Raw genomic sequence first — 6,420 nt, forward strand, 5'->3', positions numbered from 1 at the left:
TGATTGTAGCATTGCCTTCGGTGCTTTGAATAGCCGCGGCAACGCCGAGACCAGTCCGTCTAGCCTTTGGTGAAACGGTCGTAGGCGGCCTGATCGAGGACATCGTCGATCTCACCCAGGTACTCGGACACCGCCTGGTTCGGGGCGAAGCGGTGCTTGAAGTTGTACAAGCCATCGCTGTCGTCCAGCCCCCAGACGCCGCCCATGTCGTACTTGGCCTTGCCCAGTTGGCAGGCCCAGTCGATCATTTCGTACTGCAGCCGGTAAGGCACCAGCAGCCGGTTTTCGATCCGCTTGGAGCCGCCGTACATGTGCCAGACCTTATCGCCATACGCAAACGCAATGGCGCTGGCGTGCAGCTCGCCCTCGTGCCAGGCGTTTAAGACCTTCAGGTGGCCGGTGCCGGCAAACGCGGTCGCCATCCGCTCAAAGTAAGCGGCCGGCCGGTACGTGATGCCGTGGTACTCACTCATCGCCTGATAAGTCTCAAAGAAGTCGTCCATCAGCTGCTGGCTTTCCCCGGTTTTGACTTCGACGGCGGTTTTCAGCGAGTGGCGCATCTTGGTGCGCTCGTTGCTTTTCATCCCGGCGATCACGTCCTGGACTGTTTTACCCTGAATGTCGATGACAAAATTGTACCGCGGCTGGATGGTGTCGTGGTTGCCGTGGAACTGCCGGTTGCGCGTGACGTACCCGCGCTGCTGAAAGGCAGCGTTCAGTGCATCACTGTAAGGCACCTCCGGATCCATCCGCAGCAGAAACGCCCCGCGCGCCCGCAGCGCCGGTAGCGCCTCTTGTACCAGCGCGTCGATGGTATCAAGGTCGGTCGGGTCGCAAACTGGGCCCTTGCTGCAGTATGCAAAAACATCCCCGCTGGGGTCGGTGGTCGTCAGGATGGACATGGCAGTGGTGATCTTCCCCGCCGTTTCCAAGGTCACGTAAAGCGGGGACCAGTTGTTCTTCACTTCACCCCAGTGGATCGACTGGGTCACGCTGGTGTAAGGCGCGGCCTCAACAAAAGCTTCATAAGCGGCCAGGGCCGCCGGTTGGTGCTGATCAATAATGGGCATAGTTTCCTCCAAAGAATGACGCCCAGGTCGATCCTGGGCGTTGACATCCAAACTAGTTTATCATTTTCCAACCGCAAGTTGGCGGCAAACCCGACAAAAAAGGCCGTGTCGTCACGGCCCCTCGGGTTTATTCCTTCGTGAATTCGTTGTACGCGGCTTGATCCATCACATAGTCAAGCTCGCCGATGTACTCATGCACCGGCGTGTCTGGGGCAAACGGGTGCTTGAAGCGGTATAGCCCGTCGTCGTTGTCCAGACCCCAAACGCCGCCCATGTCGTACTTGGCCTTGCCTTCTTGGCAGGCCCAGTTGATCATCTCGTACTGCAGCAGGTAGGGGATCATCAGTGAATTCTTGATCCGCATGGAGCCGCCGTACATGTGCCAGACCTTGTCGCCGAACGCAAACGCGATCGCCGACGCCTGCAGCTGGCCATCGACTCGGGCGATGAAGACCTTCATCTGGTCCTTGCCGGCAAAGGCCTCGGACATCCGGTCAAAGTATGCCAGCGGCCGGTAGGTGATGCCGTGGATCTCGCTCATGGTCTTGTAGGCCTCGAAAAATTCCGGCATCAGCTTTTCGCCGTCGCCCACTTCGACCTCAACGCCGCTGCGCATCGCGTGGCGGATCTTGGTGCGGGTCTTGCCGGTCATCGTGGCCATTACGCCATCGATGTCCTTGTCTTTAATGTCCAGCACAATGTTGAACCGCGGCTGAATTGTGTCATGATTGCCGTGAAACTTGCGGTTGCGGGTCACGTAGCCGTGCGCCTGAAAAGCGGCGTTCAGCTCATCGGTGTAATCCAGCTCCGGGTCCATCCGCAGCAGGAAGGCGTTGCGCTTCTTCAGCTCAGGCAGCGCCTCTTGGACCAACGCATCGATGGTGTCGATGTCAGTCGGGTCGCACACCGGGCCCTTGCTGCAGTAGGCAAACGTGTTCCCGGCCTTGTCGGTGACGGTCAGGATCGACATGCCGGCGGTGATTTCGCCGTCCTTTTCCAGGTAAGCGTACAGCGGGGACCAGTTGTTTTTGACCTTTGACCAGGCGACAGACTGGGTCACCGAGGTGTACGGGGCGTCTTCAACGAATTTCTCGTAGCGGGCAACGTCTTCAGCATTGTTCAAATCAACGATTGGCATTGTTTACTTCCCTTCATTTTTGGCAGCAAAGCGGGCCTTGTAGCTCGCGTAGTACTTCTTGATCCGGTGATTGCGCAGAAAGCTCTTGTCCGCCGGGTACTCCAGGGTGTTGCCCCACTTGCCAGCATCGATTAGCGTCTGCATGTGCTTTTTAATCTCGGGGTCGGTGACATTGGCCACGGCGTCGTCCGGATTGACCCCCAGCCAGAGGTAATCGTTCTTGGCCAGCTCAGGCGCCGTGAACGGCTGGTGGAACACGCGGTCCTCGACCATCGGCTTGATGAGGTTGTGCCCAGACGCGGTGGTGTAAAAGCCGCTGCGGCCCTGGCGCGGGTTCAGCTCGATCAGCTTGAACTCCTGGTCGCGCACGTCATACTTCAGATCGAAGTTGCCAAAACCGGTGTAGCCCATGTTCTTAATGAACTTGGCCAGACGCGCCTCGATGTCCTGATGATACTCGATGAAGGTGGCGACATAATTGCCGACCAGAAAATCGGACGGATCCTGCAACAACTGACGGCCCATCGTCATCTGCCGAACGTTGGAATCCAGATCCGCGTAGAAATTGATCGTGTACATCGCGGTGTCGCCGCCGGGAATGAAGTCCTGCAGCAGGAAGTTGCCGCGGTAACCGGCGTCATACGTCCGCTTCAGCATGGTCAGGATCTGCTCCTTGGCCGTGAACTTGTACGCCTTGCGCTGCCCGGGGAAATCCATGGCGATCTGCTGCGCCGCATCGGCGGGCTTCATCGCGACCGGGAATGCCAGCTTCAGGTCAGCCACTTTTTGCTCGTAGTTCTCCTGGTTGACTACCACTGTCTTGGGATACGGCAGGTGATTTTCCTCACACTGCTGGTAGAAGTGGTCCTTGTAGTAGACGCTGTCCAGGACCTTCACGCTTGGGTACGGGATGATGTATGTCTCTTCAAGCGCGGCCCGGTTGCGAATGGCCAGCTCCGTGTACTCGTCGCCCGCCGTGATCAGGATCGGCTTGACGCCAGGCTTGCCGTACTTTTTCGCCATGTCGAGCAGCGCGGCAACAAATTCCTTGTTTTCCTTGAAGTGGTCGACGACCGTCACGTCGCAGATCTGCGAATCCTTGGTCATCGCCAAGGCAGCCACGCCGATGCAGTGACTTTTGACGCCGTAAGCTTCGTGGAATGAGCGCGCCATGCCGTAAATGTTGACATCGGTGCCGACAAGAACTGGAATGATTTGACTGGTATCTACCATAGTAAACTCCTTTTGATATGCAGGCTTAGTTACAGTGTTCATTATCGCACAACTCCCCGTGCGGGCAAGGTTGCGCGTCCGGCTTTAACAATAAAAAAACCGCCTCAGGAAATTTCCCAAGGCGGTCGACTGAAGGAGAGCGAAGGAGTCGAACCTCCCTACGCATTTCTGCGCTCACAGGCTGCAAGCAGCCCGCAGCATTACCGCTCTGCCAACTCTCCATCTCACTAACAGTATTAAGTATATGACCCACGCCGAGCAATGTAAACGGCCTTCATGAAAACATCATGAAATTCTCACGGAATAAATATTTTTTCTCATTTATTTCAGTGACCGTGATTCCTGTCATGCCAACAATTGCGCCGGTAAGAAAAGTTTCATCCTGACTTTTTTGCGGTGAAAACACTTGACCCCGCCCCGCCGAATGACTAAACTCTGCCTTAACTAAAAACAACCGAATCAAACCGTGGAAGTGGAGATCAAAACGATTGTGCACGCACAGAGAGGGGCCGCAGCTGAGAGTGCTCCCGAACGCAGATCGTCAAATGGACCACTGAGGGCCGTCCCAAAAGCATTGCAAGTCAGGATGGACGTTGAGGCACACGTCAGCTGCCGGCAGGGTGTTTGCCCTGCGCTAAGTGCGACTGGGTGTTCCCTGGTCGAATCAAGGTGGTACCGCGGCCTCTTTGCCGTCCTTGACAGAAGTTAGACTTCTGTCTTGGGCGGCTTTTTTGTTGCTCCGACAAGCGATTCGGCGAACGGGAGGAAAAAATGAAACTTCAAGAATTGATCACCCCAGCTTTGATTCAGCTTCAAGTCTCGCTGTACAGCCGCGAGGCCGCCATCCAGGCCGGCGCCGATCTGCTGCACGCGGCCGGGCGCACCACTGCCGGGTACGCCGAGGCCATTGAGGCCAATCTGGCGCGCTTTGGGCCCTACTTTGTGATCGCCCCTGGGGTGGCGATGCCACACGCGGCCAGCCCCAGTGAAGTGCTGACTGCTGGCGTCAGCGTCATCACGCTGGCCGCTCCGGTGCACTTTGGCCACGAACGCAACGATCCGGTCAGGCTGGTGCTGACCCTGGCAGCACCGGATCAGGCTAGTCACTTGGCCGCGCTCGGCCAACTGGCCCAGCGGCTGAGTAGGTCAGGCGTTGTCGATCAGGTAATCGCAGCGACCACCAAGGAAACGGTATTGAATATACTTACGGAGGAGAACTAATATGCTAAAACTAGTGACAGTTTGCGGCGCCGGCGTTGGGTCCAGCGTCATGGAAAAAATGTTTGCCGAGGAAATTTTAGCCGATCATCACATTGACGGCACCGTGGAGGCCGCGGACATCAGCTCCGTCGCCCCTGACTTGTACGACGGCGTGATCACGACCAGCGACTTTGCCTCACTGCTGCACACAACGACGCCGATCATCCGCCTGGATAATTTGCTGGACAAAGACGCCATGGAAAAGCAGATCATGGCCTTGGTAAAGGGGGCACAGGCATGAGCTTTCTCCTTTACTTCATCAACAACGTGCTGAGCCAGCCAATGATCATCATTGGACTGGTCGTGATCCTCGGGATGGCGCTGATGCGTCAGCCGGTATCCAAGATCCTGCCGAGCACCATCAAGGCCGTCATCGGCTTCACCATGATCAACGTCGGCGGCCAGACGCTGGGTACCGCACTCATGCCGCTGACGGGCCTGATCTCCCACATTTTTGGGATGAAAGCCCCGGAGAACACCAGCAACATCGGCGCGGTGCAAGGCCAAAGCCTAGCTGCCATTGGCACGGAAATGGCGCTGATTTTCGCCTTGGGCTTCGTCGTCAACCTGTTGATGGCGCGCTTTACCCCGCTGAAGTACGTTCACCTTTCCCCGCACGTCTCCTTCTTCTTTGCCGGCCTGATCGCCAGTCTGCTTAAGTACAACACGAGCCTTTCCATGGCGGCGCAGGTGGGTGTTGGCGCCATCATTTTGGGACTATACATGACCATCACCTGCTGGTATGTCGCCATTTGCATCAAACCAGTGCGCGGCGCCAAGGGGTTCACGCTGGCGCACTCCAGCTCAAGCGGTGACCTGATCGCCTCGATTGAAGGCGAATTGTTCGGCAATAAGAGTAAAAGTATTGAGGATTTGAAAATCCCCGCCAAGTACGGCTTCCTGCGGGAAATGACGATCGCATTGACGTTGGTCATGACGCTGCTGTTCTTCTTCCTCGGTCTGTTCGCCGGCCCGACCTGGACCATGACTCATGTTGCTGGCGGCAAAGACATTGTGCTTTACGCCATCACGCAAGGAGTTCAGTTCGGGATGTGGATCACCATCATTATCACCGGCGTGCGCATGATGCTGAGTGAACTGATTCCGGCCTTCCACGGGATCGCCAAGAAACTGATCCCGAACGCAACGCCGGGCCTCGATGTCCCACTGCTGTTTCCTCAGTACCCGATGGCGGTCATTGTCGGTTTCCTATGCAGTCTGGCGAGTGGGCTGATCGGGATGGTGCTGCTGGCAGCGTTTCATTTTCCAACCGTTGTCTTCCCGGCCCTCATTCCGACGTTCTTTACCGGCGCGGCCACTGCGATTTTCGGCGACGCCCACGGTGGTCGCCGCGGTGCCATCATCGGCAGCCTCACGAACGGCTTCCTGCTCATTTTCGGTCAGGCCTTTCTGCTTGGCATGGTCGGCACCTACGCGCCGATCATGCGGATCCTGAGTGAAACCGACTACTGCGTTTACGGACCAGCGTTGGGCTTCCTGCTTCATCTTTTCCACTAGTCCCTCATGATGATCAACAGACACAAAAATGGCCGCAGCGATGCGACCATTTTTGTGTCTGGCGACTGACTCAAGTCTTTGGGGCCAACCCGGGCCAGAGATTATCAGGACATCAAAAAAGGACCGATTACTCGGTCCTTACTGTAAGCGCGGCAGCTTCCTACCCTCGCAGGCAGTCACCCACCAACTACTCTCGGCGTT

6 protein-coding genes and 1 tRNA gene are annotated in these 6,420 nt (G+C 56.9%); 3 read left to right on the top strand and 4 right to left on the bottom strand.

Translation table 11 applies throughout. The features are described from left to right. Positions 1-59 precede the first annotated feature (59 nt). From FC75_RS07910 to FC75_RS12675, 4 genes are all read right to left on the bottom strand, one after another. Positions 60-1,070, bottom strand: a complete 1,011-nt coding sequence (locus FC75_RS07910) for a lipid II:glycine glycyltransferase FemX (RefSeq protein WP_054663941.1) — start codon at positions 1,068-1,070, stop codon at positions 60-62. Positions 1,071-1,197: 127 nt separating this feature from the next. Further along, positions 1,198-2,208, bottom strand: coding sequence for a lipid II:glycine glycyltransferase FemX (locus FC75_RS07915; protein ID WP_054663944.1), 1,011 nt, complete (start codon positions 2,206-2,208; stop codon positions 1,198-1,200). A 3-nt stretch (positions 2,209-2,211) separates the two neighbouring features. Continuing rightward, complete coding sequence (locus tag FC75_RS07920; RefSeq protein ID WP_056989582.1) at positions 2,212-3,441, bottom strand: carboxylate--amine ligase; 1,230 nt, start codon at positions 3,439-3,441, stop codon at positions 2,212-2,214. A 133-nt stretch (positions 3,442-3,574) separates the two neighbouring features. After that, positions 3,575-3,662 (bottom strand) — tRNA-OTHER (locus tag FC75_RS12675). A gap of 550 nt (positions 3,663-4,212) precedes the next feature. Here FC75_RS12675 and FC75_RS07925 point away from each other — a divergent pair. From FC75_RS07925 to FC75_RS07935, 3 genes are read left to right on the top strand one after another with little or no spacing between them, the layout of a single operon-like run. After that, positions 4,213-4,662 carry a PTS sugar transporter subunit IIA gene (locus FC75_RS07925; RefSeq protein WP_056989583.1) on the top strand — a complete coding sequence of 150 codons (450 nt, stop codon included), beginning with the start codon at positions 4,213-4,215 and terminating at the stop codon, positions 4,660-4,662. A gap of 1 nt (position 4,663) precedes the next feature. Continuing rightward, on the top strand, positions 4,664-4,942 hold the full coding sequence (locus tag FC75_RS07930) for a PTS sugar transporter subunit IIB (protein ID WP_056989584.1): 279 nt from the start codon (positions 4,664-4,666) through the stop codon (positions 4,940-4,942). Next, positions 4,939-6,219: a PTS ascorbate transporter subunit IIC gene (locus tag FC75_RS07935; RefSeq protein WP_056989585.1), complete on the top strand. Its 1,281-nt coding sequence runs from the start codon at positions 4,939-4,941 to the stop codon at positions 6,217-6,219. Before FC75_RS07930 ends, FC75_RS07935 begins: the two co-directional genes overlap by 4 nt. Positions 6,220-6,420 lie beyond the last annotated feature (201 nt).

This window comes from Lacticaseibacillus camelliae DSM 22697 = JCM 13995 (assembly GCF_001436615.1).
GTDB classification, from domain to species: domain Bacteria; phylum Bacillota; class Bacilli; order Lactobacillales; family Lactobacillaceae; genus Lacticaseibacillus; species Lacticaseibacillus camelliae.